The sequence below is a fragment of the Neisseria sp. P0024.S006 genome (genome assembly GCF_051956595.1).
Lineage (GTDB): Bacteria > Pseudomonadota > Gammaproteobacteria > Burkholderiales > Neisseriaceae > Neisseria.
In genome coordinates, this window is record NZ_JBQCXH010000064.1 from 1 (window position 1) to 445 (window position 445).

A 445-nucleotide genomic window follows, 5' to 3' on the forward strand; every position below is an offset into this window, starting at 1 on the left:
GTTGGGGGTGTTTGTTTTGTGGTTGGTTTGGGTGGGGGGGGTGGGGTTGTTTTTTGGTGTTTTTTGGGGGTTTTTGGGTTTGGGTGTGGTTTGGGGGGTGTTGGGTTGTGGTGTGTTGTGTTTTGTGGGGTTGTTGGGAGTGTCGTGTTTGGTGTTGTTGTTTGTTTGTGTGGGGTTGGGGTGGGTTTGGTTGGTGTGTGGTGGGTTTGTTGTGTTTTGGGTTGTTTGGTTGGTTTTGGTTTTTTGTTGTTGTTGTGGGGGGGGGTTTGTTGTGGTTTGGGTGTGGGTTGTGTGTGGGGTTTTGTTTTGTGTTTGGTTTGTGGGTGTGGGGGTGGGGTTTGTGTGTTTGGGGTGTGGGGGTGTTGGGTGGTGTGTTTTGGTGGTTGTGGGGGTTGTGGTGGGTTTGTTGTTGGGTTTGTTTGGTGTGGTGGTGTGGGGTTTGGGT

At 51.2% G+C, this 445-nt stretch carries 1 protein-coding gene; it reads left to right on the forward strand.

Annotation, left to right across the window (positions count from 1 at the left end):
• Positions 1–445, forward strand: a 445-nt coding sequence (locus tag ACTHUF_RS11290; RefSeq protein WP_440407751.1) for a hypothetical protein, incomplete at both ends; no start/stop codon positions are given.